The organism is Alteromonas sp. ABD4_190 (assembly GCF_056160105.1).
This window is the reverse complement of record NZ_JBSWWN010000001.1, coordinates 3,625,419-3,651,077: the sequence shown is the minus strand read 5'-3', so window position 1 is coordinate 3,651,077 and position 25,659 is coordinate 3,625,419. Positions and strand designations below refer to the sequence as shown.

At 44.5% G+C, this 25,659-nt stretch carries 27 protein-coding genes; 15 read left to right on the top strand and 12 right to left on the bottom strand.

The genetic code is table 11. The features are described 5' to 3' along the window. Positions 1-184: 184 nt before the first annotated feature. From dkgB to ACXAFM_RS15930, 6 genes are all read right to left on the bottom strand, one after another. Positions 185-988 (bottom strand): 2,5-didehydrogluconate reductase DkgB, encoded by an 804-nt coding sequence (gene dkgB, locus ACXAFM_RS15955; protein WP_474830791.1) that lies wholly within the window; start codon positions 986-988, stop codon positions 185-187. 214 nt (positions 989-1,202) lie between these two features. Continuing rightward, a complete protein-coding gene (rluB, locus tag ACXAFM_RS15950; protein ID WP_136781075.1) occupies positions 1,203-2,099 on the bottom strand; it encodes a 23S rRNA pseudouridine(2605) synthase RluB in 897 nt (298 codons plus the stop codon). Positions 2,100-2,139: 40 nt separating this feature from the next. Then, positions 2,140-2,733: an SMC-Scp complex subunit ScpB gene (gene scpB / locus ACXAFM_RS15945; RefSeq protein ID WP_474807721.1), complete on the bottom strand. Its 594-nt coding sequence runs from the start codon at positions 2,731-2,733 to the stop codon at positions 2,140-2,142. Next, the gene (locus tag ACXAFM_RS15940) at positions 2,720-3,583 is read right to left on the bottom strand and encodes a segregation and condensation protein A (protein WP_474835193.1); all 864 of its coding nucleotides are present in this window, start codon (positions 3,581-3,583) and stop codon (positions 2,720-2,722) included. Before ACXAFM_RS15940 ends, scpB begins: the two co-directional genes overlap by 14 nt. Positions 3,584-3,804: 221 nt before the next feature. Next, positions 3,805-4,425, bottom strand: coding sequence for an L-threonylcarbamoyladenylate synthase (locus ACXAFM_RS15935; RefSeq protein WP_014948946.1), 621 nt, complete (start codon positions 4,423-4,425; stop codon positions 3,805-3,807). Positions 4,426-4,665: 240 nt separating this feature from the next. Further along, positions 4,666-5,523 carry a PHP domain-containing protein gene (locus tag ACXAFM_RS15930; RefSeq protein ID WP_474835191.1) on the bottom strand — a complete coding sequence of 286 codons (858 nt, stop codon included), beginning with the start codon at positions 5,521-5,523 and terminating at the stop codon, positions 4,666-4,668. Between the two features lie 278 nt (positions 5,524-5,801). On the opposite strand from ACXAFM_RS15930, the gene ACXAFM_RS15925 reads away from it, so the two are divergent. The 10 genes from ACXAFM_RS15925 (at position 5,802) to ACXAFM_RS15880 (ending at position 15,627) form a co-directional block, all read left to right on the top strand. After that, complete coding sequence (locus tag ACXAFM_RS15925) at positions 5,802-7,538, top strand: anthranilate synthase component 1 (protein ID WP_474835189.1); 1,737 nt, start codon at positions 5,802-5,804, stop codon at positions 7,536-7,538. Further along, positions 7,535-8,167, top strand: a complete 633-nt coding sequence (locus ACXAFM_RS15920) for an aminodeoxychorismate/anthranilate synthase component II (protein ID WP_474835187.1) — start codon at positions 7,535-7,537, stop codon at positions 8,165-8,167. The genes ACXAFM_RS15925 and ACXAFM_RS15920 overlap by 4 nt, the downstream gene beginning before the upstream one ends. Continuing rightward, a complete protein-coding gene (gene trpD, locus ACXAFM_RS15915) occupies positions 8,160-9,191 on the top strand; it encodes an anthranilate phosphoribosyltransferase (RefSeq protein WP_474835185.1) in 1,032 nt (343 codons plus the stop codon). The genes ACXAFM_RS15920 and trpD overlap by 8 nt, the downstream gene beginning before the upstream one ends. Continuing rightward, positions 9,184-10,593 (top strand): bifunctional indole-3-glycerol-phosphate synthase TrpC/phosphoribosylanthranilate isomerase TrpF, encoded by a 1,410-nt coding sequence (gene trpCF, locus ACXAFM_RS15910; RefSeq protein WP_474830781.1) that lies wholly within the window; start codon positions 9,184-9,186, stop codon positions 10,591-10,593. The genes trpD and trpCF overlap by 8 nt, the downstream gene beginning before the upstream one ends. 20 nt (positions 10,594-10,613) lie before the next feature. Further along, positions 10,614-11,795, top strand: a complete 1,182-nt coding sequence (trpB, locus tag ACXAFM_RS15905; protein WP_014976090.1) for a tryptophan synthase subunit beta — start codon at positions 10,614-10,616, stop codon at positions 11,793-11,795. Further along, positions 11,795-12,604 carry a tryptophan synthase subunit alpha gene (trpA, locus tag ACXAFM_RS15900; RefSeq protein ID WP_474830779.1) on the top strand — a complete coding sequence of 270 codons (810 nt, stop codon included), beginning with the start codon at positions 11,795-11,797 and terminating at the stop codon, positions 12,602-12,604. Before trpB ends, trpA begins: the two co-directional genes overlap by 1 nt. A gap of 4 nt (positions 12,605-12,608) precedes the next feature. After that, positions 12,609-12,908, top strand: a complete 300-nt coding sequence (locus tag ACXAFM_RS15895; protein ID WP_474830777.1) for a YciI family protein — start codon at positions 12,609-12,611, stop codon at positions 12,906-12,908. Positions 12,909-13,353: 445 nt separating this feature from the next. Beyond that, positions 13,354-13,623 (top strand): PepSY domain-containing protein, encoded by a 270-nt coding sequence (locus tag ACXAFM_RS15890; RefSeq protein WP_474830775.1) that lies wholly within the window; start codon positions 13,354-13,356, stop codon positions 13,621-13,623. 1 nt (position 13,624) lies between these two features. Beyond that, positions 13,625-14,299 carry a response regulator transcription factor gene (locus tag ACXAFM_RS15885; protein WP_118489726.1) on the top strand — a complete coding sequence of 225 codons (675 nt, stop codon included), beginning with the start codon at positions 13,625-13,627 and terminating at the stop codon, positions 14,297-14,299. Continuing rightward, positions 14,296-15,627, top strand: a complete 1,332-nt coding sequence (locus ACXAFM_RS15880) for an ATP-binding protein (RefSeq protein WP_474830772.1) — start codon at positions 14,296-14,298, stop codon at positions 15,625-15,627. The genes ACXAFM_RS15885 and ACXAFM_RS15880 overlap by 4 nt, the downstream gene beginning before the upstream one ends. A gap of 381 nt (positions 15,628-16,008) precedes the next feature. Here the strand turns inward: ACXAFM_RS15880 and ACXAFM_RS15875 are convergent, their stop codons facing one another. After that, the gene (locus ACXAFM_RS15875) at positions 16,009-17,049 is read right to left on the bottom strand and encodes an AI-2E family transporter (RefSeq protein WP_474830770.1); all 1,041 of its coding nucleotides are present in this window, start codon (positions 17,047-17,049) and stop codon (positions 16,009-16,011) included. Between the two features lie 73 nt (positions 17,050-17,122). Between ACXAFM_RS15875 and folX the strand changes: the two genes are divergently transcribed. Next, positions 17,123-17,491: a dihydroneopterin triphosphate 2'-epimerase gene (gene folX, locus ACXAFM_RS15870; RefSeq protein WP_118489729.1), complete on the top strand. Its 369-nt coding sequence runs from the start codon at positions 17,123-17,125 to the stop codon at positions 17,489-17,491. Positions 17,492-17,513: 22 nt separating this feature from the next. After that, on the top strand, positions 17,514-18,410 hold the full coding sequence (locus tag ACXAFM_RS15865) for a TIGR01777 family oxidoreductase (protein ID WP_474830768.1): 897 nt from the start codon (positions 17,514-17,516) through the stop codon (positions 18,408-18,410). A 130-nt stretch (positions 18,411-18,540) separates the two neighbouring features. Here the strand turns inward: ACXAFM_RS15865 and ACXAFM_RS15860 are convergent, their stop codons facing one another. Together ACXAFM_RS15860 and ACXAFM_RS15855 are read right to left on the bottom strand one after the other, a co-directional pair. Further along, the gene (locus tag ACXAFM_RS15860; RefSeq protein WP_474830766.1) at positions 18,541-21,063 is read right to left on the bottom strand and encodes an ABC transporter permease; all 2,523 of its coding nucleotides are present in this window, start codon (positions 21,061-21,063) and stop codon (positions 18,541-18,543) included. Next, positions 21,064-21,762, bottom strand: coding sequence for an ABC transporter ATP-binding protein (locus ACXAFM_RS15855; RefSeq protein ID WP_474830764.1), 699 nt, complete (start codon positions 21,760-21,762; stop codon positions 21,064-21,066). A 16-nt stretch (positions 21,763-21,778) separates the two neighbouring features. On the opposite strand from ACXAFM_RS15855, the gene ACXAFM_RS15850 reads away from it, so the two are divergent. The 3 genes from ACXAFM_RS15850 to ACXAFM_RS15840 all read left to right on the top strand — a co-directional run bounded on the left by ACXAFM_RS15850 (position 21,779) and on the right by ACXAFM_RS15840 (position 23,950). Continuing rightward, positions 21,779-22,435 carry an arylesterase gene (locus ACXAFM_RS15850; protein WP_474830761.1) on the top strand — a complete coding sequence of 219 codons (657 nt, stop codon included), beginning with the start codon at positions 21,779-21,781 and terminating at the stop codon, positions 22,433-22,435. A 46-nt stretch (positions 22,436-22,481) separates the two neighbouring features. Next, positions 22,482-22,664 carry a hypothetical protein gene (locus ACXAFM_RS15845; RefSeq protein WP_474830759.1) on the top strand — a complete coding sequence of 61 codons (183 nt, stop codon included), beginning with the start codon at positions 22,482-22,484 and terminating at the stop codon, positions 22,662-22,664. A 311-nt stretch (positions 22,665-22,975) separates the two neighbouring features. Continuing rightward, positions 22,976-23,950 (top strand): transposase, encoded by a 975-nt coding sequence (locus ACXAFM_RS15840; protein ID WP_474830757.1) that lies wholly within the window; start codon positions 22,976-22,978, stop codon positions 23,948-23,950. 26 nt (positions 23,951-23,976) lie between these two features. On the opposite strand, the gene dusC is transcribed toward ACXAFM_RS15840, so the two are convergent. The 3 genes from dusC to ACXAFM_RS15825 form a co-directional block, all read right to left on the bottom strand. After that, a complete protein-coding gene (gene dusC / locus ACXAFM_RS15835) occupies positions 23,977-24,915 on the bottom strand; it encodes a tRNA dihydrouridine(16) synthase DusC (RefSeq protein WP_474830755.1) in 939 nt (312 codons plus the stop codon). 320 nt (positions 24,916-25,235) lie between these two features. Continuing rightward, positions 25,236-25,409 carry a DUF1289 domain-containing protein gene (locus tag ACXAFM_RS15830; RefSeq protein WP_474830753.1) on the bottom strand — a complete coding sequence of 58 codons (174 nt, stop codon included), beginning with the start codon at positions 25,407-25,409 and terminating at the stop codon, positions 25,236-25,238. Then, positions 25,406-25,627: a hypothetical protein gene (locus ACXAFM_RS15825; RefSeq protein ID WP_025254684.1), complete on the bottom strand. Its 222-nt coding sequence runs from the start codon at positions 25,625-25,627 to the stop codon at positions 25,406-25,408. The genes ACXAFM_RS15830 and ACXAFM_RS15825 overlap by 4 nt, the downstream gene beginning before the upstream one ends. Between the last annotated feature and the right edge of the window lie 32 nt (positions 25,628-25,659).

Here is a 25,659-nt window from a genome sequence, read left to right as displayed (position 1 = left end):
TCCCCTAATCACTGAGTCAATTTTATTTGCTGAAATAAGAAGTGTTAAAAGGCCGCGGATGTAACCAATAAAGCGGCCTTAAATTGATGTCGAATACAACGAAACAAGACAAGGTTAGTAAACTTACGCTAGCCTTATTCACCGTATTATATACACCCTAACAAAATGCTAGCTTTGTTAAGCCTTAATCCCAGCTGGGCGCAAAATCGGGGTTAACAATACGTTCGCCATTATCCAGGTCGTCAATAAGAATAAGCTCTTCTTCACTAAGTTTAACACCACCATAAGCTAAATTTTCCGCTAGGTGTAATTCACTGGTTGATGAAGGAATCGCGTAAATGTGACGTTTTTCCATCCACGCCAATACCACTTGCGCCGGCGTAGCATTATGGTCTTGAGCAATGTTTAAAAGCGTTCCGTCTTTCATTACTTTTCCAACAGCAAACGGCATATACGCGGTAGCTCTAATGCCTTTTTCCTTGCCAGCTTCCACAACTTTTTTGTTTTGCATGAAAGGATGAATTTCAATTTGATTGGTGTAAATTTCGCCTTCACCTAAAATTTCTTCAGCCTTGTTTAACAAATCGATAGTGAAATTAGATACCCCTATATGACGCGTAAGTCCTAGCTCTTTCGCCTTGGCAAGATTGCCTAAGTAACTCTCTAGTGAAATATCATTTCCTGGATACGGCCAATGAATGAGAAGTAAATCTACATACTCTAGCTTCAGCTTTTCTAAGCTTTCGTGAACACTGGGTATAAAGTGACCGTCGCCCAAAGATTCGTGCCACACTTTAGTGGTAACGAATAATTCGCTTCTATCTAGCCCGCTTGTTTTTATGGCATCGCCAACTTCAGCTTCGTTATCATAGATTTGTGCGGTATCGATGTGCCTAAACCCTACTTTTAGGGCTTTACTTACTGATTCACGGGCCTCATCACCTTTTAACCGAAACGTTCCCATTCCTAGTTGAGGCATGTCTTTCATAACAATCTCCTATTCCGTGTGCCTTTAACTACTTGACGTAGCTGATTCGTCATTTCCTACGCCACGGTTTGAAAAGAAGATCGAAACGCGCTTAATGATTAATAGGGTTAATTAGGCAACTCTGGTTGTTATTGGACTTGTATCAAACACTGGTATAAAAAAGCCGCTAGCATTTGCTCGCGGCCTTAAGTATTCACATAGATATCGATAAATACTATTTACGTTTGCCTGGACGTCCAGCACGTTTATTCAAGCCTTGCTGCTTACGCACTTTATGCTTTTTAACCGAACGGCGCATGCGACTTAAGCGGGCGTGGTCAAGTTTACCCTGGCGTACATTAACCATAGTTTGCGTTTCATCCGGCAGTTGAACATGGCTACGAAGGGCATTCACATCTTCTAGACCTAGCTCTACCCACGCCCCTTGCGGTAGGCGCTTTTGCAGTTCGATTGGACCATACTTCACGCGGATCAAACGGCTGACTTGAACGCCTTGCGATTCCCAAAGACGACGAACTTCTCGGTTACGCCCTTCTTTCAACGTCACATTGTACCAACGGTTCATGCTTTCATCTTCAGCATGCTGCGGCGTAGGCGCTCCTGAAATTGTCAGGAACTTTGCTTCGCCGTCTTCCAGCTCTACACCTTTTTGAAGGGTATGTAGCGTTTTGCCCGTTACCTCACCGAATACACGCACTGCGTACTCGCGTTCTACTTCGCACTTAGGGTGCATTAAGCGGTTGGCCAGTTCACCATCGTTGGTGAATAACAGCAGGCCACTGGTGTTCATGTCTAGACGACCAACGGTGATCCAGCGCCCTAATCGAATGGCGGGAAGGCGGTCAAATACCGTATCGCGACCTTCAGGGTCGTGACGGCTACACAATTCACCTTCGGGTTTGTTGTACATCAACACACGGCAAATTGGCTGTTCTGTCTGGCGAGATAACAAATGACCATCAACACGAATTTGTGCGGTGTGATCGACTCTATCTCCTAATGTTGCTTTGGTGCCATCGACCGATACTCGGCCTTCTTCAATCCAACGTTCCATTTCTCGTCGCGAGCCTAGCCCTTGGTTAGCCAGTACTTTTTGCAACTTTTCAGTCATGGGTTTTCACTCTTTAATTGCTTGTTTACGGTCGCACGGTCTATTCGGACGGTGCCTCATTTAACACCTTAAGCGGCGAGTCTGACGCAACGCTTTCAGCCATGTTTTCGAAAACGTCAGCATTGGGCAAATCGCTCAACGACGTCATCGAAAAATAGTCCAAAAAGCCTTTGGTAGTTGCATAAAGCGCTGGTCGCCCAGGCACTTCTTTGTGACCTACTACCTTTACCCAGTCTCGTTCTGTGAGTGTCTTTATAATATTACTGCTTACCGCCACGCCCCTGACCTGCTCTATTTCTCCGCGGGTTATAGGTTGACGATAGGCAATGAGTGCCAAGGTTTCGAGCATTGCTCTAGAATACTTTGGCGCATTTTCCTGCCACAATTTGCTTAACCACGGGCTTAACGCATCTAACGATTGAAAGCGATAGCCACTTGCTACTTCCACCAATTGAATGCCTCTTGGCTGATAGTCTAACTTTAGTTCGTTAATCACCTTACTCAAGGTTCTATCAGCGACGGTAAACTCATTAAGTACCGTTTCTTTTAAATGCTGCTTTGAAATAGGTTTATCAGCAACAAATATTGCTGCCTCTACCAATTGTTTAAGCTGCGCCGTGTTAATTTTCTTCATGGGCACCTAATTTTACATGAATTTTTGCATAAGGACCTGCCTGAATGCATAAAATTAGCTGTTCTTTTACTAATTCTAAAATTGCTAAGAAGCAAACCACCACGCCAGCTTTACCTTCTTCAACCGTAAATAGGCGTTCAAGCGGCGTATATTCTGTTGTTGTGAGTAACGATAAGATGAGTGACATACGCTCTCGCGTACTCAGTGCTTCCCTTGCAATGGTATGGTGTTCAAACGCTTCGGCGCGTTTCATGGCCGCACTGAACGCCAATACAATTTCGGCTAAAGACACGTCGGGCTCAATGCGAATTGGCGCCACATTCTCACTTAGTTCAACGTGAGTGGTGAAAATATCCCGTTCAAGTCTAGGCTGAATATCTAAATCTTCTGCCGCTTGCTTTACTAGCTCGTATTCTTTTAATCGGCGAATAAGCTCTGCGCGAGGGTCTTCTTCTTCGTCAGAATCGTCACTGCGTTTAGGCAATAGAAGCCTGGACTTAATTTCTGCCAATATGGCTGCCATCAGCAAGTACTCTGCCGCCAGCTCTAATTTTAGCGACATCATGGCATCCACATATTCCATATACTGCTTGGTAACATCAGCGATGGGCAGTGTGGTGATATCAAACTTTTGTTTTCTAATCAGATAAAGTAGTAAGTCGAGCGGCCCTTCGAAGGTTTCTAATATGACCTCTAGCGCATCGGGGGGAATGAAAAGATCTTCAGGCTTTTCAATTAGCGCTTCACCATTAATAAACGCAAGTGGCAACGGCTGCTGAACAGGTGTCGCAAGCCCCTTCTCAACTGAGACCTCGTTATTGTTATTATTTTCTTCAACAAGCTCTGACACAGTTCCACAACCGTTTTTACGCGCTAACAAAGCGGCGATTATTGATATTATTATTTACGCGTTCATGCAAGAGCCTGTTGTGCGTTGCTGTACACCAACGCACAACAGGCCTTAGAAACTTAGCTTACGGTTTCCTACTATAACTTTCACCTACAACAAGCAAAAGAAACTATTTAAAATAGGCTATTTAGAACAACCTGTTCAAAAAACAGTCAAAAAAGTTACTCAAAGGGAGACGGATCGCCCGTGCCATGTCGCACAATTACTGGCGTGTCTTCCGACAAATCAACCACGGTAGTGGGCTGCTCACCAATGTAACCACCGTGAATAATAAGCCCTACTTGCTTTTCTAAGTTGTCGCGAATGACATCTGGGTCTGATTCAGCCATGGTGTTACCTGGCAAAATCAAAGACGTAGACATCAACGGCTCTCCCAGCTCTTCCAATAATGCAAGTGCAATGGCGTTATCGGGCACGCGAATTCCAATGGTTTTACGTTTAGGGTTTTGCAAACGCTTTGGTACTTCGCGGGTCGCTTTCAACACGAAGGTGTAACGCCCTGGTGTGTTGTTTTTAATTTGCCTGAACGCCGTATTGTCTACCTTCGCGTAAATTGATAGCTCAGACATGTCTCGACACATTAAGGTAAAGTTGTGATCTTTATCGATTTGACGAATACGACATAGCTGCTCAAGCGCCTTTTTATCTTCCATTTGGCAACCTATGGCGTAGCCTGAGTCTGTCGGATACACCACCACTGCACCCTCTCGAATTAACTCACAAGCCTGACTAATTAGGCGTTTTTGCGGGTTGTCGGGGTGCACATAGAAAAATTGACTCATAATTACTTCCTTTTCTTAAACGCGCAGAACGATACTACTTTGCCTACGGGATAAGTGTCTGTCCACTTATTAAGCTTGCTGGTTGGAGCTCGTTGGTAAAACTCGCTGGTTAAATTAGCTTTTGGGCTTTTTACTAACCAAATCTCGGCATTTTAATTAGCTTTAGCGCTCATTAACCGTACGCGAACCATTTGCCTTACCTTGCCCATTTATACCGAGAGCGTTGCAAATTAGATTTCCTTAGCTCTCGGCCATCTGCCCTTCAAATTGTTTCCAATTATGCCATACGGGTGTGAGCTTACTGCTAATGCCGAGGTTCTTACCAAGCTCAGTCCAACGAGACGGAAAGTGAAAATCAGAGCCCGCCGATGCTAGTAACTGATGGGTTTGTGCAAGCTCATTAATAAGCTCTTGTTTGGTTTTATTGATACCTGGAAATGCAGTTTCAATGGCATCGCCACCAGCTTGTTCGAACAAGGCCACCAAACGCCGTAGCCACTTCGCTGTCATATCATAATGAGCAGGGTGAGCCAGTACTGCTTGTCCACCTGCATCGTGTATCCACTCGATAGCCGTTTCGATACTTGGCCACTCTGCTTTAACTGCAGCTCGTTTGCCTTTGCCAAGATACTTCTTAAACGCGGCGTCCATACTTGGCACACCGTAGTTGTTTACTAATACGCGCGCAAAGTGCGCCCGTGTCACCTGGCCAACGCCCGCTAGCGCTTTTGCTCGCGTTAGAACACCTTCAACCCCACACTTTTCGAGCTTATCAGCAATTTTTTCAGCTCGGGCTTCTCGGGTTTGAGACTGGCCTTGCAGCCGCTCAAGAAACGTTGGGCAGTGTCTGTCCACATTTAATCCAACTACATGGATATCGAAACTGTGCCAAGTGGTGGAAATTTCAACACCATCAATAATAGTTAATGCACGTTTTTGCTTCGATTGGGTAGCATGTGCTTCTTCTAAACCAGCGACGGTATCGTGGTCGGTAACGGCAAGCGCATCCACCTGCATGGTGTGTGCGCGAAGGATTAATTCTTCTGGCGTTAAGTGGCCATCAGAGAATTTTGTATGACTATGTAGATCTATTTTCAATGTCTTATGCAAATTTTAGGTTGACACAAACGGCAATTTGTTTTCTTCTATACACACAAAGTATACGTACTAACGGCTTCAAATCCTATTGAAGTTTGGAAAAACAACGAGTAATTCATGCATTCATACAATATTTCAACAGCAATGACAGTTGCAGCTTGGTGGTGGCACTCCCTAACTTAACGGGCGGTGTGCACTGTAGTGCGTGAATGAATACACATAAAGGCCCGTTTATACGGGCCTTTTTTTTGTCTTTTTGCAGTTGGAGAGTAGCAAAAATGAGTTTAGCGGAACTGGGGATTTCCCCAGGTAAGGTAGAGACAATTGAGCAGGTGGGACACTATGTCGATGATCCACTTGCCGCGTTTGCCCACCTTTGTGGCAATAAAAATAACGCATTGCTTTTAGAGTCGGCAGAAATTGATTCTAAAGACGATTTACAAAGCTTGTTAATGGTTGACGCAGCACTGCGCATGGAATGCCGGGGCAACCGCGTTGAAGTGAAAGCACTGACAGGCAACGGCGCTTCAGTGTTACCTTTATTTGTTGACCACGCCCCTGAAGGCCTACATATCAAAGAAAGGACAGACACTTCAATCACCTTAATATGCGATGAAGCCGACGGTGAACTTGACGAAGACAGCCGCTTAAAGGCCGCAAGCGTAATGGACGCGCTTCGCATTGTTATCAATAAGATAACGCCAATTCGCCAACATCCCCACGCGGTTTTCTTAGGCGGTGTATTTGCCTACGACATGCTAGCAGGCTTTGAAAAATTACCCGATGTTGCAGAAGGTGAAAATGACTGCCCAGACTTTGTGTTTTACTTGGCAGAGACCTTAATTACCGTTGACCACCAAACCCGCGAGACACATTTAATTGGCAGTGTTTTTAGTGGACAAGACGTTGCCCAGCAATACTTTGCCATTGCTCAGCGCTTAGAAGCCATTCATCAGCAGCTACACGATATGCCCGCTGAGCCAGTGCTAGTAGGTGCAAATACAGCAAAGATTGCTGATGTAGAAAGTGAAGCACAAAGCGGACAGTCACTAGTTTCCGACTCAGAAAACTCAAGCGAAACCGAAAACGGACAGTCACTTTCTTCTTTTGACCCAAGCGTCGAAGTAAGTGTTGATTTAAGTGATGAACAGTTTTGCAACCATGTGCTGGACTTAAAACAGCACATTTTAGCCGGCGACATTTTTCAGGTTGTGCCCTCGCGCACATTCTCTCTCCCCTGCCCGTCGCCACTACTTGCTTACGCTAAACTTAAAGAATCAAACCCAAGCCCTTACATGTTTTACATGCAAGATGCCACTTTCAGTATATTTGGTGCCTCTCCTGAATCAGCGCTTAAATACGAAAGAGAAAGCAATCAGGTAGAGATCTACCCAATTGCCGGTACCCGTCCACGTGGCAAGCGCCCTGATGGCAGTATCGACAGAGATTTAGACAGCCGTATTGAGCTTAACCTTCGCGAAGACACCAAAGAAAAGTCTGAGCATATCATGCTGGTTGATCTGGCTCGTAATGATGTTGCAAAGGTAAGTCGTCCAGGTACGCGCTATGTGAAAGACTTGCTTAAAGTCGACCGTTACTCTCATGTGATGCACTTAGTATCGCGCGTAGTTGGCCAATTGCGTGACGACCTAGATCCACTGCACGCTTATCAAGCCTGCATGAATATGGGCACCCTAGTTGGCGCACCAAAAGTAAGCGCAGCAACGTTAATTCGCGAAGTAGAGAAAAAACGCCGCGGCAGTTATGGCGGCGCGGTTGGCTACTTGAACGGTCAAGGCGATATGGATACTTGTATAGTCATTCGCTCAGCGTTTGTGAAAAACGGCACGGCTTATATTCAAGCGGGTGCAGGCGTGGTCTATGACTCGGTTCCACAAGCTGAAGCTGATGAAACCCGCGCTAAGGCACAAGCGGTGATTGGTGCAGTAAAAGCTGCACTTCAAGAAGAAGCTGAAAGTATCAACGTTGCATTAAATGAAGGAGGCAACGCATGAATCAGCAAGTGACCACCCTATTTTTGCTCGACAATGTAGACTCATTTACCTACAACCTTGTGGACGAACTGCGTACCTTAAACTTAGATATCAAGGTGTATCGCAACACGGTTTCAGCAGATGCTTTGTTTGAAAGAATGCAGGAACAAGCAACGAAAGGCCCTGTGCTTCTTATGCTGTCGCCAGGTCCAGGGGCACCCAGTGAAGCGGGCTGTATGCCTGAGCTACTTAAAAAGGTACACGGCGTGTTCCCCGTTATTGGAATTTGCTTAGGACACCAAGCCATTGTTGAGCATTACGGCGGTAATGTAGGCCGTGCAACTCAGGTTATGCACGGTAAGTCATCAGCAATCACCCATTCTGAAGACGCTATGTTCAAAGGCCTACAGCAGCCCTTACATGTAGCACGATACCACTCTTTAGTGGCACATTCATTGCCTGAAAACCTTACTGTTTGCGCATCTACAATAAACGACGACGGAAGCGAAGCCGTAATGGCAGTTTACAATAGCGAAGATCGCATGTTGGGTTTTCAGTTTCACCCAGAATCTATTTTAACAGCCCACGGCAGTTTGCTGTTAAAGCAAAGTATTGACTATTTAACGTTACAGGGAGCGAACCATGCTTAACGCAGGCCCTCTACTAGAACAAATTATGCTGCGCGAATCACTGTCGCAAACCGAGGCATACAGCTTGTTTAACAGCATCATGCACGGTGAGCAAAGCGAGGTGATGATTGCTTCAGTGCTGACTGCGCTGAAAATGAAAAAAGAATCACCTGGCGAGATTGCGGGTGCAGCGAGTGCCATGGTTGCCAACGCACTGCCCTTCCCCACACCGTCTTATGAGTTTGCAGATATCGTTGGTACAGGCGGAGATGGCCACAACACCATTAATATTTCCAGTGCAGCCGGTGTAGTTGCCGCATCTTGTGGCGTGAAGGTGGCGAAACACGGTAATCGCAGTGTATCGAGTAAGTCTGGCTCTGCTGACTTGTTTCGCCAGTTTGGTCTTAATTTAGAAATTAGCCCAGAAACAGCACGCAAGTGCTTAGATGAAGCAAATTTCACATTTCTTTTTGCACCAGTTTATCACGCCGGTATGCGCCACGCAGCCCCCGTGCGCGCTGCGATCAAGACCAGGACCTTGTTTAATATACTGGGGCCGCTGGCAAACCCGGCGGGTCCAACTCACGGCGTTTTCGGCGTATACTCGCCTGAACTGCTTGAACCTTACGCAAAAACCCTTATGCTGCTTGGCCAACACCGCGCAATGATAGTGCATGGTGATGGCTTGGATGAACTGGCGCTTCACGGCGAATCAATGATTTACGACCTTGAGCATGGCGATATTCGCAAGCTTACCGTTACCGCCGAAGACTTCGGTTTACCTCATTATCCTCTTTCTGCGATTGAAGGCGGTGAACCTGAAGAAAACAGACAATTTGTTGAAGCAGCGCTAAACGGCGAAGGTAAAGAGGCGCACCGTGCCGCTATCGCTATGAACTGCGGGGCACTGTTGAAAGTAACCGGCAAAGCCTCAACCTTCAAAGAAGGGGCTGAAATTGCGATGAACGCTATGGCCGAAGGGTTACCCATGCAGTTATTAACGAAGGTTGCCAAAATTACTCAGGAGGTAAGCACGAATGGCTAATGTGCTTGAGAAAATTGTTGCAGACAAACGAGAAGAAGTGGCCGCACGCAAAGAAGCACTGCCGCTAGAAAGCTTCAAGGCGAATCTAGTTCCTTCCGAAAAGAGTTTATTTGCCGCACTTAGTGAGCCAAACGCAGGCTTTATCTTCGAATGCAAAAAAGCATCGCCTTCAAAAGGCCTTATTCGAGAGAATTTCGATTTAGACGAGATCTTAGCAGCTTACACGCCTTATGCTGCCGGTATTTCTGTGCTGACAGACGAGAAGTACTTCCAAGGTAAATTTGAGTACTTAGCTTATGTCACTGAGCGTGTTGCTCAGCCTGTGCTTAACAAAGATTTCTTAGTTGATACCTATCAAGTGTATTTAGCCCGTCACTACAATGCTGACGCAGTGCTATTAATGCTTAGTGTGCTAAATGATGGCGAATATCGCGAGTTGGCAAGCGTTGCCAATGCTCTGTCATTAGACATTCTTACCGAAGTAAGTAATGAAGAAGAAATGGAGCGCGCTATTGCCCTTGAAGCCAACATCATTGGTATCAATAATCGCAACTTACGCGACCTTTCTACCGATTTAGCCACCACAGAACGCCTTGTGCCCATGCTTGAAAAAGCCACGCACGACTACGTGGTTATTTCAGAGTCGGGCATTTACACACACCAAGATGTGCTTCGTTTAGCGCCTGTATCCCAAGGCTTTTTGGTGGGCAGTGCGTTAATGGCCGAGGCTGACCTTCCGCGCGCAGTGAAAACGTTAGTGAATGGCGCAGTTAAAGTGTGCGGACTTACCAACCCCGAACAAGCGCAAATGGCGTTTGATAAAGGCGCAAGCTTTTGCGGGCTTATCTTCGCCGAAAAATCGCCTCGCTGTGTGAGCGAAGCACAGGCTTTGACCATAACGCAAGGCGTTGACGGTGCATTTGTAGGCGTGTTTGTTAATCACGACATTGATGAAGTGGCTTCACTCGCCGCCTCGCTTAACCTTTTTGCCGTACAGCTACACGGTAGCGAAGATGACGCTTACATTTCAGCGCTTGCTGCCAAGCTTCCAGAAGGTTGTGAAATTTGGAAAGTCGAAGGTGTAAAAGCAACCTCTTCTGACGCACTACCAGACGCAGTGGACAGACACTTAAAAAATAGCCTTGTAAGCCGTGTTCTTCTGGATTGCCAAGTAGGCGATGCAAAAGGCGGTACAGGCGAAGCCTTCAATTGGCAGTTATTAAATGATATCGAAGCGAAGCATAAGTTAGTGCTTGCTGGCGGTATTAACGCCCAGAATGTTGCAGAAGCTATTGCAACCGGCTGTGGTGCTATTGATGTAAATTCAGGTGTAGAAACCGCACCCGGCGTGAAAAGTGAAGAAAAACTCGATGCGCTTTTTGCCATTTGCCGCCGTTACTAATTTAAATACAGGACAACGTAATGAACCAGTTAGATACAAAATTTGGCGAATTTGGTGGCATGTACGTGCCCGAGCTACTTATTCCAGCACTAGACCAACTGGAAAAAGCATTTTTAGATGCCAAGGACGACCCAACATTTAACGAAGAGTTTTTATCTCTGTTAAAAGATTATGCCGGTCGCCCCACATCAATGACGTTAACTCGCAATCTAGTAAGTAACCCGAAGGTAAAATTATACCTAAAGCGTGAAGACTTGCTTCACGGTGGCGCACACAAAACTAACCAGGTGTTGGGCCAAGCGCTACTTACCAAGCGCATGGGTAAAAAAGAAGTTATCGCCGAAACTGGAGCAGGCCAACACGGTGTTGCCACCGCGTTAGCATGTGCACTATTGGGGCTAAAAGCACGTATTTATATGGGTGCGAAAGACGTTGAACGTCAAGCGCCTAACGTGTTCCGTATGAAGCTTATGGGCGCAGAGGTTATTCCTGTAAACGCAGGCTCAGGTACCCTTAAAGACGCCGTAAACGAAGCCATGCGCGACTGGTCAGCGAACTATGATAAAGCGCACTATTTGTTAGGCACAGCCGCGGGCCCACACCCGTTCCCTACTATTGTTCGTGAATATCACCGTATGATTGGTGAAGAAACTCGTGCACAAATTATGGAAAAAGAAGGTCGCTTACCTGACGCCGTAGTGGCATGTGTGGGCGGAGGCTCAAATGCTATCGGTATGTTTGCAGACTTTATCGATGAGCCATCTGTACGCTTAGTGGGCGTTGAGCCTGCGGGTAAAGGTGTGCACACCAAAGAGCACGGCGCCACTATCGTGACGGGTACAAAAGGTATTCTTCACGGCGCGTACACCTTCATCATGCAAGACAAAGAAGGCCAGATTGAAGAAAGCTACTCAGTATCTGCTGGTCTCGACTACCCTGCTGTTGGCCCTCAGCATGCTTATCTTCACGACATTGGCCGAGCGGAATACGTTGCCGCTACCGACGAAGAAGCGCTGAATGCATTCCAATTGCTTGCAAGAAAAGAAGGTATTATTCCAGCCCTTGAATCGTCGCATGCTTTAGCGCACGCACTTAATATGGCTGATGAAGCGGAAGAAGAAACCATCATCGTAGTTAACTTATCAGGTCGTGGCGACAAAGATTTAGCGCACGTTATCAATATTTTAGGGGACGATTTATAATGGATAGATATGCACAAATGTTTGCGGGCCTTAATGAGAAAAACCAGGGCGCATTCGTACCGTTCGTTATGGTTGGCGACCCTGATTTAGCGCAATCTGAAGCCATTATTTGTAAGTTAATTGAAAGCGGTGCTGACGCACTTGAGTTAGGTATACCTTACTCTGACCCCATTGCTGATGGCCCTACTATCCAAGCTTCAGCCATTCGCGCTTTAGGTAATAAGGTGACGGTAGCCGATTGCTTGGGTGTTATTGCACGTGTTCGCGCAAAATATCCTAATGTGCCTATCGGCTTGCTACTTTATAGCAACTTGGTAATGGCCCAGGGTATCGAGAACTTTTACAACAAGGCGCAGGATGCAGGCGTTGACTCAATTTTGGTTGCCGACGTTCCTATTCGCGAAGCGGCACCTTTTCAAAAAGTAGCCGAAGCCACTGGCATTTCACAAATTCTGATTGCGCCACCTAATGCAACCGATGAAACCATGGAAAAAATTGGGGAATACTCGAAAGGTTACACGTATTTGCTGGGTCGTGCGGGCGTTACTGGCGCAGAAACGGCGGCAAATGTTCCTGCTTCAGAGCTTATTGAGCGCTTGAATAAACATAAAGCAGCACCAGCATTGTTAGGCTTTGGTATTTCTACACCGGAACAGGTTAAATCTGCTATTGACGCTGGAGCCGCTGGCGCAATTTCAGGCTCGGCGACAGTGAATATTATCGCAGCCAATTTATCGGACAGTCACAAAATGCTAAGCGAGCTCGGCAGCTTTGTTGAGAGCATGAAAGCAGCTACGGCAAAAGGATAAACGTATGCTATATATGATTTGTGCAACCGATGTAGTGGACAGTCTAGAAAAACGCCTTGCTGCACGCCCTGCTCACCTTGAACGTTTAAATGCGTTAAAAGATGCAGGCCGTTTAGTCATCGCAGGCCCCTTCCCTGCTGTTGATAGCCCAGATCCTGGCCCAGCCGGCTTCACTGGTTCGCTAGTAGTAGCAGAGTTTGATTCACTAGAAGCTGCTCAAGCATGGGCAGACGCTGACCCGTACATCGAAGCAGGTGTTTATGAAAATGTTGTGGTTAAACCTTACAAAAAGGTTCTGCCTTAGTTTTTAGCTAAACGCTATGTAGTAAACAGCGATAAATAACGAAGCCCCTTAAGACCGAATAGCTCCGGTTTTAAGGGGCTTTTTTTGCTTTAACAGTAATAAAGCTAGCTCTTGAAGCTAACTTTGGACAGACACTCATTTGCTAGTCTACTGACTGATGTGAAGCCAATTATGAAGCCAATTATGGACAGACACTTATTTACTAAATAGTCCCTGGTGGACAGACACTCTAATTACAAACCTGCTACTTATGCACATTCATAATTAGAGTGTCTGTCCACTATATATCAGACGCTAAACCCTCTTTTGTAAATGCTATTTACTTAAGGCTTATATACAGTTTTTAATCCTCAAGGTAGACTAAACTCAATTCAGAATGGGTTCAGTTAACCAAGTTATACTTATCTTTAGTTTCGCCTTAGTGGGATAATAATTGTGAGGTTGTATGGCATCATCGCTTCGTGTTGCAGTAGTTTGTTTAGTGTTAGCCACGTCTAGCATAGCGCCGGCTTGGGCGTTGCAAGGCTCTGGGAGCGATATATCAAAAAGCGAAGCTGCAGAGCGAGCACGCACTGCCGCAAATGGACGCGTTTTAAAAGTTGAAAAAACCTCAAAAAATTACCGTGTTAAAGTCCTCAAAAAGTCTGGACGAGTAGTATCGGTAGATGTAGACAAACGTTCCGGCAAGGTAAAAACAAGCAAAGATAAGGACTAACATGCGCATTTTGGTAGCGGAAGACGACAGCAGATTATTAACTCAACTTGATGCACTGCTTCAACAAAACGGTTACAGCGTAGATTTAGCTGATAACGGCGAACATGCGCTTTTTCTTATTAAAGAATATAGCTATGACTTGGCTATCGTCGACATTGGTATGCCAAAACTTGACGGCTTTGAGGTTATAAGAAAAGCTCGCCAAGCTGACATTGCATGTCCCATACTCATTCTAACAGCGAGAGATCGTTGGCAAGAAAAAGTAGAAGGGCTTGATGCAGGTGCTGATGACTACCTCACTAAGCCTTTTCACAACGAAGAACTACTTGCTCGGACAAAAGCCCTCATTCGACGAGCTTCAGGTCAAGCAAACCCTACCATTCAGTTCGGTCCTATTTCGCTAGATACAGTAAGCGAAGAACTATCGTTAAACGGTGAGGCCCTAGACTTAACCGCGTATGAATACAAAGTTATGGAGTACCTTATGCTTAATCCGCAAAAGGTCATCTCCAAAACAGAGTTAACCGAACATATTTACGACCAAGATTTTGATTTAGACAGCAATGTCATTGAAGTTTTTGTAGGAAGACTGCGCAAAAAATTAGACCCATCAGGTGAATTGAAGCCGATCGAAACACTTCGGGGTAGAGGTTACAGGATAAATAGAAGTCTATGAGGCAGTTGTCGCTTCGTTTGCGAAGTATTTTTCTAGCGATAGTTCTACTTGCATTTTTTGCACCTTTCACTGTTGTCATTTTGGACGAGGCTTATACCGATAGCCTTACACAAGCTAAGATGAGCGAACTTAGGTTGATGAACTTAGGGCTGTTATCTGCTTTTGAGTTAGACGGCGACATGCCTTACATGCCTGAAATTTTATACGAAGAACAGCTTAATCTGCCTGGCTCTGGTTATCTTGGCGTTATCGTATTTCGAGATGAAGTGATTTGGCAATCAGCTTCCGCCCTTGAGTATACCTTTTCTCCTCCCGCAATAAACGTCGCCGTAGGCAACGAGTTGTTCTTGGAGTCCTATACACCCGCATTTGAGGAAGAGTCCCAATTTTTTGTATATGCCTTTACTGCTGAGTTTGCATCAAGCAGAGATTTTGAGCCGGTAAGGTTTTATATATTTAATAACAAAGCACTGTTTGAAGCTGAGCGGAATACTTTCTTGAGCACGACGTGGCAATGGATAGTCACCCTCTGTATTGCGCTTTTAGTTTTTATTATCATAGGCATAAGCTTAGTTCTTCTACCTGTTAGAAAGCTAATTGACGAAATTTCACAAACGTCTAGCGGTAACAAGCGCGAGTTAGAATCGCGATACCCAGTCGAATTCGATTCTTTAAAAGAGTCTATTAACGGATTGCTTCAAACTGAAGCGGCACAAAGAGCAAGATACAAAAACAGCTTAGGTGACCTAGCACATAGCTTGAAAACACCACTTGCAGTAGCTTCGGGGAACAGTAATTTGCCAACCGAAGTAAAGGAGTCGCTTCAACAAATTGACAAAATTATTAAACGCCAACTGAAAAGAGCGAGTGCAGGAAAATCTGGTTGGCAACAAGCTATTGATGTTTTGCCAGTATTGCACAAACTTGCCGATGCTATGGACAAAGTTTATCAAGACAAAGCCCTAACCATTGAATTTGATATGGATGACAATATCCAGTTCAAAGGGGACGAAACAGATTTGATGGAGCTTTGCGGTAATCTGTTAGATAACGCATGCAAAGCGGCTCAAGATAGAATAGTTATATCTGCAGAAACAAGTGAGGGTTGGCTTACAATCAATGTTGAAGACGACGGGCCAGGTATTCCTGACGACAAAAAAGTACTTTTACTAGAGCGAGGAACTCGTCTTGACACCTACACTGAAGGCCACGGAATTGGAATGGCCTTGGCCACAGACCTAGTTTCTATCTACGAAGGTAGAATGCTTATCAAAGACAGCGCGCTTGGCGGCGCTCGTATCGTTATTCAGTTTCCAAATCACGATTAATAGTATAAAGGCCCACAGGCTAACTCGTAAATCAGTGAGCCTTTAATGACTAAAAGCGAGCCTAAAAGTGGACACACACTTTATTTTTCTCAAAGAGCCTGATATCGGGCAGACACTTTTTAAATTTATCGTTTAGCTATTCGGCATTAAGGTTGCTAAAAACATTTGAGTGTCTGTCCCTTTTAAAGCTTTCTCTTTAAAGCTTTATGGGCCAATAGCTTGTAACGGACCGTCACTTTCTTTAAAAAAGTGTCTGTCCTCTACAGTACTTTGCACAAGTCCAAGCGAGTGTCTGTCCACTACCTATTGCTCTAAAGTACTTTGCGCAAATCCGAGCAAGTGTCTGTCCACTATCTATTGATGCGCTATATCACCCCTGTTTTACGAAGTAGACTTTTCACCTTCACTTGATAACAACACCGCAAGCCACTTACTTTCTTCGCGAGATTCAAGCGCTATTTTTACTACCATGGTTAACGGTACCGATAGTAGCATTCCAACGGTGCCCAGTAACCAACCCCAAAATATCAATGATAAGAATACCACAAGTGTAGAGAGTCCCATGCCTTTACCCATTAATCTTGGTTCGACCATATTACCCATGATGGTATTTACAAGCACAAAACCGAGGGCCGCGAAGCCTGCTGAGGCCGGGCCAAGTTGAACAAACGCGATTAATACTGCTGGCACTGCCGCAATAATAGAACCAATGTTTGGAATAAAGTTGAGCATGAAGGCCAAGACGGCCCATAACATGAAGTGGTCTACTCCTAGCACGTAAAGCCAAACGCCAATTATCAAACCCGTACCTAAACTAACCACCGTTTTTATCGCTAAGTAGCTATTTACAGAACGTATAAATTTGTCGATATGCTTTAGCTTCATGCCAGGGTCTGCGAGTGCGATATGGAAACGGCGAGGAATGCTATCTGCTTCAAAGAGCATAAAAATGACAGTCAAAAGAATTAGGAATAAGTTAGAAAGCACGCCACCCATTCCGCTGATAAAATTTGTAGCCACGGACATAGCCGTTGCTGGGTCAAGGTGAGAAGCAATCAGCTCTCTATTGATGTGAATGTTAAATTCAGCCAACTTGGACACAACCCAGGCAAACTCTGTATCAAGCTTACTTCTATATTCTGGCAAATTTTCTCGAAACTCGGTCATAGACTGGCCTACTAAGCCAGCTAAAAGAAAACCAAAAACAACGATAAGCAGTATAACAAAAGTGATGGAGAGCCATTTGGGGACGCCGAAATTAGAGGTCCAGCGTATTATTGGGCTACACGCGATCGCTATAAAAATAGAAAGAAAAAACGGTACCATTATAGTACTGGCGGCTTTGATACCAGCCATTACCACTACTAAACATGCTAAAACGATTAGAATTTTTGCTGTTGGCGAGCGTAGTTCCATTGACATTTTGTGCTACATTCCTGACTGAAACGACAACACTTTACAACGACTTATAAACAACTACAAACAAGAGACTTCAATGAACTTTAATCTTGCCACTATTAAAATTAAAAACTTAAGACTACGCACATACATTGGCATCAATGAAGATGAAATAAAAAACAAGCAGGACGTTGTTGTTAACGTGAAAATTGATTATGACGCTGAAAAGGCGACAAACACTGACGATATGAGTGACGCGTTAAACTATAAAACGATTACTAAGGCAATTATCAAACTCGTCGAAGACAACCGTTTCTCCCTTTTAGAAAAGCTTACCGCTGATGTGTTAAGTATTGCGTCGGAACACTCTTCGGTACGTTACGCCGAGGTTGAAGTTGATAAACCACACGCTCTTAGATTTTCTGATTCAGTGTCGCTGACGCTGTCTTGCAATAAGTCGGGATAGGTCATACCTCAAGGAGCCAACTGTGAACATTCTTTTGACTGGTGGTACGGGGCTGATTGGCGGTGAATTTATTCGCCAATATTCAGATAAGCACTCATTCACTGTGATTTCTCGCGATATTACAAAGGCAAAGGATAAATTAGGTAATCGCGTTGATATTGTAGAAAGCATCGCTTCGATAAAAAACTTCGAGAACTTCGATGCTGTTATTAATTTAGCCGGTGAACCTATCGCCGACAAACGCTGGACAGACACTCAAAAGAAAAGGATTTGCGACAGCCGTTGGGATATTACTGCTGAATTAGTATCTAAAATAAACAGCTGTGAAACACCACCATCAGTTTTCCTATCTGGTTCTGCAATTGGTTACTACGGCAGCCAAGGTGACAGGCTTATTACCGAAGATACTTCTCCTCACAATGAGTTCACCCATGATTTATGCGCAAAATGGGAAGCTATTGCTCAAGGCGTAGATCAAACGAAAACTCGTGTGGTTACGCTTCGTACTGGCGTGGTGCTTACTGCGAAAGGCGGAGCGCTTGGAAAAATGGCACTACCGTTTAAATTAGGGGCCGGAGGAACACTAGGTAGCGGAACTCAGTACTTGGCTTGGATCCACTTACAGGACATGGTTCGTGCTATCTCTTTTTTGTTAGATGATAGTGCTTGTACCGGTGCGTTTAATTTAACCGCTCCGGAGCCTGTTACGAACAAGGTGTTCTCTAAAACTCTTGCGAAAGTGCTGGGTCGCCCTTGCCTTTTTAACGTACCTAGCTTCGTTATGAAAATAGCAATGGGCGAGTCATCAAAGATGATATTAGAAGGACAACGGGTCATTCCTAAAAATCTCACCACCGCCGGCTTCAAATTTGAGCACCCTTCTATCGACGAGGCGTTGAACGAGATCTACAGCGACTGATTTTATAGCCAATAGTTCTCGGGGATTGTGGACAGACACTCAATTTAAAAAGAGAGTGTCTGTCCAACCGCCTTTGTCCACTCGCCTTACTTTATTTAATAAAGTGACTGTCCAAACCATAAATGTAGACTCAAACCATATTTCTTAGCATCTGACCAGTATTAAGTGTAAGCAGTCGATAGCAACCAAACGCTCCTAGTATGCCCACAACAATGGCGCCGACGCTCGGTGCTATAGCCCAGTACTCAGGATGCAAACTCGCTTCCATTTGAAAAACTGTGGTTTGCAGTAAGTACAGACTTAATTCGTTGGCCATAGCAGCCATGAAGCCTGCGACTACACCAATAATAACAAACTCGAAAATCACGCTTTTCCTTATTAAACCACCCTTAGCACCAAGTGTGCGAAGTATGGCTATTTCCTGTTTACGTTCATCCATACTCGCCTGTACCTGAGCAATCAATACTAGACTTCCCGCCATTAAAACCAGTACCAAAATAAATTCAACGGCGACAGAAACCTGGTCCACAATCTCTCGAAGCTGGTTTATTCGAGCGTCTACATCAAACATTGTGATCGACGCAAACGGCTTTAATAGGTTCGTTAACTCAGCCTTCCTATCAGTGGGCAGATAAAAACTAGTGATATACGTTGGGCTAAACGCAGCCATCGCGTCTGGATGAATAACAAAAAAGAAATTGGGCTGCATGGTCTGCCAGTTAACGGTACGAATACTCGTTACTTTCGTTTCAACAATTTCGCTTCCCACATTAAAAGTAAGCCTATCACCCATTTCAATATTTAATCTTTCAGCAACACCTTCTTCAACAGAAACTGGGAACCACCCTTCGCTGTATTGTGTCTCCACATTTCCATGCCAATTCCCTTCAATAATCTCGTTTTCTTTTTGTAACGAATTACTCCACGTCAGGTTTGCTTCTCTGCCTAAACCTCTTCGGCCTTCTCGATTCGGCTCATCTTCTTTAGAAACCTCGGTATTTACCCCTTCTCCATTTACCGAAACAAATCGGCCTCGAATGACAGGATAAAACTCTTCAATCTTTACGCCATTGTCAGCGAAGTGTCTGTCCAACTCGGGTTGAATATCCGGCGTAATGTTAATTAAGAAGTAATTCGGTGTACCTTCGGGCAATTGCGAGCGCCATTGCGAAACCATATCGTTGCGCATTACCAGCACCACTAAAAGCAACATAATGGTGACGGAAAAGCTAATTAGCTGCACACTGTTGTCCATCGCACGGCGCTTGATACGAGCCCATGCCAACTGCCACGCCCCCATTCTGCCACTGCCCAGCTTGCGGCCAATAGCTATCAATATATACGTTGCTCCAAGTAGCCCAAGAACAAGCGCTGCACCAGACACGAATAAAATTGCGCTAATTTTGAGGTCGCGGCTGTACATCCACATCAATAAGAATATCGCGCCGCCAGAAGCGACAAACTGAATGCTTCTGGAACGTAGATTCGCCGAGATATCTTTTCTCAATACGCGAAGCGGGGGTACTGAAAATAACTGTAATAGAGGATACAAAGAAAAGAGCAAAGCGCATGTAGCACCCGTAGCAACGGCAATTAAAAGCGGGCGCCAATGCCATACGTCAAGAGACACATCCACTCTATCAGCTACCAGAGAAACCACCATTTGCTGACCGATAAAACCAATAATGAGACCAATTAAAATACCAAGTGCGGTAATAAATAAGATTTGAAACAAGTACACTTTTCGGATTGTGCTACTTGTTGCACCTAGGGTCTTCATTATTGCCACGGGGTCAAAATGACGCTGAGCATAACGCTGAGCAGCAACGGCAATGGAAACGGCCGCTAATACTATTGCTAACAAACTTGCCAACAAAAAATAGCGCTCAGCACTTGCGACAGAACGCCCTATAGCTGACTCGTCATCTTCGACTGTCCGCCACGAGTGTAAGTCGTCATTTAATTGAGGCAATAACCAATTGTTGAAACTTTCGATATCACCTGTGTCGCCCGCAAAAAAGCCAACATAACGAGCGCGACTTCCCGGACCAGTAATGGAGGTTTTATCTAAATCTCTTAAATTGATTAGTGCGATTGGGTCGGTGTTAAATACGCTGAAGCCTGCATCTGGAATATCTACCAACACATGCGTTACGGTAAAAGTGCCATCGCCAATTTCGATATTATCGCCAATAGAAAGCCCTAAACTCTGGAAAAGCCGAGACTGTACCCAGGCTTCACCCGGCTGTGGTAATGCTGCGGTTGCGCGTTTTTCTCCGAAAGGCTGATTGGTGATATTGACTGTCCCTTTAAGGGGATAAGCGTTGTTCACTGCTCGCAAATCGACAAGCGACATCTCGTCGCCTTTAAACACCATTGAACGTGTTGCCACCTGTTTTGCCGTCGCAAGGCCCTCTTCTTGGGCTCTAGCTAACCAATCTTCGTTTATAGGATCGTCTGAGCGAAGCTGAGCATCTGCTGCAATAAACGCAGCAGAGCGAGACTTAAGTGCACTTTGCAAGCGCTCACTAAAAAGCGACAGCGACAACACGGCTGCTACAGATAACACAATAGCCAGCAATATAATGGTAAGTTCGCCGCGCCTAGCCTCATGCTTAAAAAGCCGCCAAGCTAAATTAAAAGACGTCGACATCTAAACCGCCTCTTTCTTATTCATTGTGTTCGCGCCAGTTGTTTCAACTAATTCGCCAGCATTCATAGTGAGTTGCCTGTCACAATGTTCCGCTAGCTCGTTATCATGAGTTACAAGTACGAGAGTTGTGCCTTTTTCTCTATTCATCTCGAACAACAGCGCTTCGATTTTTTCACTATTTTTGGCGTCTAGGTTGCCGGTAGGCTCATCGGCGAAAAGTATTTTGGGAGAGGTAATAAATGCTCGCGCTATGGCAACGCGCTGTTGCTCGCCCCCGGACAACTGATTAGGGAAGTGATGTGCGCGATGCTTTAATCCGACTTGCTCTAGAATATCCAAAGCTAGTGCCTTTGGGTTATCAAGCCCTGCAATTTCTGCCGGTAGCATCACGTTTTCCAAGGCTGTTAAGCTTTGAACTAACATAAAGCTTTGGAAAATGAAGCCTACTTTATTTCCTCTTAAAATTGCGCGCTCTTCTTCATCCATACTGTGAAGTGCCTCACCATCTAAGAAAATTTCCCCTTCTGTAACTTGGTCAAGCCCAGCTAACAAGCCCAAAAGGGTTGACTTACCCGAGCCTGACGCGCCAATAATGGCAACGGACTCACCAGACTTGACTTCAAAAGAAATAGGACGAAGGATCTGCAGTGAACCTTCACTCGTATCCACTACTTTGGTTACAGCATTAGCTTTTATCATAAGAGGTCATCAATTCGTGTTTGTTAAATTTCGTTATTTGTTTGCTTTTTTACTTATTCTTTTAATACCCTTTCAAGCGCTATCAGATCAAGCCAAGCAGAGCGACACAAGCGAAAATGCGGTTTTACTTATCTTAGGTGACAGTTTATCCGCGGCTTATGGATTACAGCAACATGAGGGATGGGTCAGTTTGTTACAAAAGATGTGGCAAGACGACAACATTCCGATTGATATTATAAATGCTGCGGTAAGCGGAGAGACCACTGACGGTGGTTTAGCGCGATTTCCCCGTTTATTAGAGCAACACAACCCTACCCATGTATTGATTGAACTGGGCGGTAATGACGGCCTCCAGGGCCATAATATCGGTAAGATTAGGGATAATTTAGATTCGCTGGTAAGTGTTGCGAAGGAGAGTAATGCCGTCGTGTTTCTGCAAGAAATGCAAATTCCTTCTAATTACGGTAAGCGCTACACCCAAATGTTTACTCAGAACTACAATAAAGTAGCGGAAGCTCAGGACGTTGAAAAGATTCCCTTTTTTCTTGAAGACATAGCGCTAAATAAGGACTTAATGCAAAACGATGGTATTCATCCAAATGCTGAGGCACAGCCGTTGATCGCTAACTTAATGGACAGACACTTAAGAAGTTTAATTCTTAATGCTCAATAAATGTGCTACCTTTAAATGATAATTTGCTTCAATAAGAGGTTTGTTTATGGATATTTCATCTGTTAATTCGACACCTGTTTCCACTATTTTGGAATCGCCTGAGCGACCATCTCAGCAAGCGGAGTCACGTAGTGTGCAAGAAAGTCGCGAGGCTCAGCCTCAAAGTACGCAGCAGACATCAAATACTAATGATGGACGAGTAGGTTCAAGAGTGGATGTATTTGTATAGCTCTCCTAAAAAGGCTCATAAAGGGCAGACACTTGTTTTTGTCCACGTTTAGTTTGCTTGGAAGTTGAATATGAAAGGATAGACACTTGCTAGCCAAAGAGTGTCTGTCCTTTTTCTCACACACTATTAAATTTAAGTGTCTGTCCATAACCATCCTTCTCAACTAATACATAACTTCCGTTCGACAAAATAATCCAGGAAGTCCTTTTTGGAGTCAACTAATCGCTAACACCAACAAAACTGTTCCAAAGACCACTTAAAATTAGCGCTATAAATCTCATAATACTTATAAATAGCTATGGGATACGGATATGCCTTTACCTCGTTACAAACAAATTAACACCGATGTCACCCCTTACTACCATTGTATTTCGCGCTGCGTAAGGCAATCTTATTTGTGTGGTCGTGATTCACGCACAGGCATAAATTACGAACATAGGAGAAAATGGATTCAAGATAGACTTCACAAGCTATCGCAAGCATTTGCCATTGATTTATGCGCTTACGCTGTAATGCATAACCATATTCATGTTGTACTCCATATAGCGAAGGGTAGAGCTGATGGTTGGACTATGGACGAAGTATTGCTTAGATGGAGAATGTTTTACAAATGCCCTCCCCTAGTACAGCGATACCTAGAAAACTTCGATTCAGTAACAGCAGAAGAGCGGGAAGAATTGAAGTCGCTATCTGTCTTATATCGAGAGCGACTTCAAAGCATAAGCTGGTTTATGCGCATGTTAAATGAATACATAGCGCGCAAAGCTAATAAAGAAGATGAGTGTAAAGGCTATTTCTGGGAAAGAAGGTTTAGATCTCAAGCAATATTAGATGAAAAAGCGCTAGCAAGTGTAATGGCGTATGTTGATTTGAACCCCATTAGGGCGAAAATAGCGAAGACACTCAGCAACTCCCATTACACCAGTATTCAATACCGCTTAAATGCTAAGCGCTCGAACAAAATACCTAAGTTTTTGATGCCCTTTAATGACAGTGAGAAAAAGCTAGCTGAGAGTTTGCCTTTTGCTTTTACAGATTACTTGCAGCTTATTACTGATACGTTGAACGTAGAGCGGAATAGCAACGCCTGCAGAGTTCCTAAGCTTCCAAACAAGTTGCTCAATAAACTTGGGATGACAAAAGAAAACTGGCAATTAGTGACCAGTAACTTCGAAACCCTCTTTACCGGCCCTGTTGGCTGCCCAGAAATGATGGAGAATTTTGCTAAGTGTTGTCAAAGAGCATGTCGCCCCAATGTTTCTAATGCTCAGAAATATTTATCTTGAGTCGGTAACGTAACGACATTATTTGGCTAAATATCCGCTTGACGAGCAAGGACGTCGACGATGTCTTGAGAGTTCGTGAGACGTCTTATGTCATTAAACAGTATTTCAGCTTCAGGGTATTGTCTTTTCAGATAGCCGCACCATTGCTTAATTCGGTTGGGGTAATATTTACCCTTGTCCCCAAAAATTTCGTAGCCAGAGTACTGTATCAACAACGCAGCCAGTTCAGACCATGGCATAGGTGCTACGCCCTCTTTAATACTCAGCGCCAAATTAGGCATTGCCAATGCACCTCGTCCTATCATTAGATTGGTACACTCTGATTGGCTTTGACAGCGCTTAGCATCGTCAGCGTTCCAAATTTCGCCATTTGCTACAATGGGAATATCAGTGTGCTGCTTAATTTTCGCTATCCACTCCCAGTAAGCCGGTGGCTTATAGCCTTCCGTTTTTGTTCTTGCATGAACAACGAGCTCAGAGGCTCCTGCTTCAGTAATAGCGATAGCGTTTTCGATAGCTAAAGACTTATCCTCAAAGCCCAGTCTTATTTTGGCTGAAACCGGGATATCAACAGGAACGGCCTCCCTAACCGCTTTCACAATATCGTAAAGGGTTTGCGTCTCTTTCAACAACACAGCCCCGCCCTTACTTTTGTTGACGGTCTTAGCAGGGCAACCGAAGTTCAGATCAACTCCTGGGGAGCCCAGCTCTATTGCAGTTTGTGCATTCTCTGCGAGCCATTGTGGATGTTGCCCTAGCAATTGAACTCTTACTGGTACGCCTGAGGGCGTTTTGCCACCGTTGTGTAGCTCCGGGCAAAGTCTATAAAACGTTTTCTTCGGCAGTTTTTGATCAACAACTCTTACGAACTCAGTAACACACTGGTCGAAGCCACCAACTCGAGTGAGCATATCTCTCATTAAGTGATCGACAACGCCCTCCATAGGGGCAAGCATTACTTTCATTATAAACGTCTCGTGTTACTAGAACATAAAATTGGCGCGGGAGTGTAGCAAAAAGCGTTAATTTCAGCCAGGATTTGGGGCTCAGTTTATCAACTTTGTGACTGTCCGTTTTATTGGACCGTTTTATTGGACTAAGAACACTGTTGAATGGATTGTGCTATTGATGAGTAAGTGTCTATCTACGAAACTATCTAAGTCGTGGGGATTTTCGGCTAAAGTGCTGAGTTAAAGCTTGAGTGTCTGTCCACTAAAAAAAGGGCTGTTATAAAGCGGTTTCTTATTTGAATTACAACGTCAACTTATAGTTTTTCATTATCATACTATTGGGAAGTAGTATCCTTCCTTATGCTCTCTAGACGAGCTATAACGGCCAGCTTTTGGTTATCGGTGTATGTCCGCCATTTTACGATTTCATCAATAGTACGTTTGCATCCAACGCAAATTTCATCTTCATTCAATTTACACAAGGCGATACACGGAGATGTTGAGTTCATAAAGCTTCTGTTTTATCTAAACCTTCATTTTTACTTTGAGCATGCGAAGCAGCAATAGCTGCCATTGTGTTTTCCGACAGTTCTTTATTTGACCATAAACAAACATGGCAACCAAAACGCGATTCAAGGTATGAAGCAAACTCAGTGTCTGTCCCACATTCATATCGCACTAAATTTTGTTTTTTACCGTCATAAATAACCGCAGAATAAGTGAACACAAAAAGCCTCCTTTGAAAGAGGCTTAAATATA

Excerpts from the sequence above, each read along its gene's own strand:
- ACXAFM_RS15925 (WP_474835189.1), top strand. The coding sequence starts at position 5,802 with ATGAGTTTAGCGGAACTGGGGATTTCCCCAGGTAAGGTAGAGACAATT.
- folX (WP_118489729.1), top strand. The coding sequence starts at position 17,123 with ATGAACTTTAATCTTGCCACTATTAAAATTAAAAACTTAAGACTACGC.
- dusC (WP_474830755.1), bottom strand. The coding sequence starts at position 24,915 with ATGAAAGTAATGCTTGCCCCTATGGAGGGCGTTGTCGATCACTTAATG.
- ACXAFM_RS15890 (WP_474830775.1), top strand. The coding sequence starts at position 13,354 with ATGGCATCATCGCTTCGTGTTGCAGTAGTTTGTTTAGTGTTAGCCACG.
- dkgB (WP_474830791.1), bottom strand. The coding sequence starts at position 988 with ATGAAAGACATGCCTCAACTAGGAATGGGAACGTTTCGGTTAAAAGGT.
- ACXAFM_RS15875 (WP_474830770.1), bottom strand. The coding sequence starts at position 17,049 with ATGTCAATGGAACTACGCTCGCCAACAGCAAAAATTCTAATCGTTTTA.
- trpB (WP_014976090.1), top strand. The coding sequence starts at position 10,614 with ATGAACCAGTTAGATACAAAATTTGGCGAATTTGGTGGCATGTACGTG.
- ACXAFM_RS15880 (WP_474830772.1), top strand. The coding sequence starts at position 14,296 with ATGAGGCAGTTGTCGCTTCGTTTGCGAAGTATTTTTCTAGCGATAGTT.
- ACXAFM_RS15840 (WP_474830757.1), top strand. The coding sequence starts at position 22,976 with ATGCCTTTACCTCGTTACAAACAAATTAACACCGATGTCACCCCTTAC.
- rluB (WP_136781075.1), bottom strand. The coding sequence starts at position 2,099 with ATGACTGAAAAGTTGCAAAAAGTACTGGCTAACCAAGGGCTAGGCTCG.
- scpB (WP_474807721.1), bottom strand. The coding sequence starts at position 2,733 with ATGAAGAAAATTAACACGGCGCAGCTTAAACAATTGGTAGAGGCAGCA.
- trpCF (WP_474830781.1), top strand. The coding sequence starts at position 9,184 with ATGGCTAATGTGCTTGAGAAAATTGTTGCAGACAAACGAGAAGAAGTG.
- ACXAFM_RS15935 (WP_014948946.1), bottom strand. The coding sequence starts at position 4,425 with ATGAGTCAATTTTTCTATGTGCACCCCGACAACCCGCAAAAACGCCTA.
- ACXAFM_RS15895 (WP_474830777.1), top strand. The coding sequence starts at position 12,609 with ATGCTATATATGATTTGTGCAACCGATGTAGTGGACAGTCTAGAAAAA.
- trpA (WP_474830779.1), top strand. The coding sequence starts at position 11,795 with ATGGATAGATATGCACAAATGTTTGCGGGCCTTAATGAGAAAAACCAG.
- ACXAFM_RS15885 (WP_118489726.1), top strand. The coding sequence starts at position 13,625 with ATGCGCATTTTGGTAGCGGAAGACGACAGCAGATTATTAACTCAACTT.
- ACXAFM_RS15920 (WP_474835187.1), top strand. The coding sequence starts at position 7,535 with ATGAATCAGCAAGTGACCACCCTATTTTTGCTCGACAATGTAGACTCA.
- ACXAFM_RS15830 (WP_474830753.1), bottom strand. The coding sequence starts at position 25,409 with ATGAACTCAACATCTCCGTGTATCGCCTTGTGTAAATTGAATGAAGAT.
- ACXAFM_RS15860 (WP_474830766.1), bottom strand. The coding sequence starts at position 21,063 with ATGTCGACGTCTTTTAATTTAGCTTGGCGGCTTTTTAAGCATGAGGCT.
- ACXAFM_RS15845 (WP_474830759.1), top strand. The coding sequence starts at position 22,482 with ATGGATATTTCATCTGTTAATTCGACACCTGTTTCCACTATTTTGGAA.
- trpD (WP_474835185.1), top strand. The coding sequence starts at position 8,160 with ATGCTTAACGCAGGCCCTCTACTAGAACAAATTATGCTGCGCGAATCA.
- ACXAFM_RS15855 (WP_474830764.1), bottom strand. The coding sequence starts at position 21,762 with ATGATAAAAGCTAATGCTGTAACCAAAGTAGTGGATACGAGTGAAGGT.